Genomic DNA, 874 nt, shown 5'->3' on the forward strand with positions numbered 1-874 from the left:
TAACGCCCGCTTAAGGGGCAGCCAACGCTACTACTAAGCTTCCGCATAACACCGTAATCACAAAAACCAACGCATGGCAAAAATGCCGCGCGTTGGCTGTCCCTCTTGAAGCGTTTGTTAGCATAATAAAACAGGCGCTATCTCCGCTTTTGGATTGCCTTTACTTCATCCATTAAGCAATGATGCTTAGAAAGACCATCCAAATCTGGGAACAAGGTTTTATAATTCACTGACAAACGGTCAAGCATAAGTATTATGGATACCTTAGCATTTGCGGGTATGATCCACTCAAACAAAGTTTGATGTTTTGCTGGCTCGAAAAATTCATTTTCGATCTTGAACTCTGGCTCTTTATGATAAGTAAAGTAACCTGACTGAGCTTGAAGTCGCGCTGCAACTCCCTTTGGCTGATAGCCAAGAACACGTTCGGGCTTGCCACCAGGAACCAACACATCTTTTTCTAGATAGGCATATTGCGTAGGAAAGTAAGCATAGATTTTGCCATCTTTGTCAAAATTACTACTACAAGCAAAAAAAGCAGAAGTTAAGATATTTGATGACCAATCTAGTAACTTGGTTGCGAAGCCATGATGTTGCGCTATTGCCATTGCCTCTAGCTCATTTTCAAAATCCATTTCAGGATATTTATGTGCTTGCTTAAGCCACATTTTAAATTTGAAATCGAACTTGTCTCCCTCGTTGTGTGGAAAACGATGAGCTTTAGGTTCCAGATCCCAAGAAGCATCCGACTGCCCACGATAAAACCATCCTCCAACATAGTCATCTGATGGCAACTTGCTCACTACATCTAGTAACTCTTGGACAGACTCCAATTTATTCATAAATACTTGTTCCCAATTTTAGTATGCTAACG

General features: G+C 41.2%; 1 protein-coding gene. It reads right to left on the bottom strand.

The annotated features are described in order from the left end of the window. Positions 1-137: 137 nt before the first annotated feature. Positions 138-842: an FRG domain-containing protein gene (locus tag AACQ79_RS14290; RefSeq protein WP_055034315.1), complete on the bottom strand. Its 705-nt coding sequence runs from the start codon at positions 840-842 to the stop codon at positions 138-140. Positions 843-874: the final 32 nt, after the last annotated feature.

It is taken from the genome of Vibrio sp. 3-2(1) (genome assembly GCF_963887575.1).
Taxonomy (GTDB): Bacteria; Pseudomonadota; Gammaproteobacteria; order Enterobacterales; family Vibrionaceae; genus Vibrio; species Vibrio anguillarum.

Bases quoted from the DNA above. Each gene is read 5' to 3' on its own strand.
- AACQ79_RS14290 (WP_055034315.1), bottom strand. From the start codon at position 842: ATGAATAAATTGGAGTCTGTCCAAGAGTTACTAGATGTAGTGAGCAAG.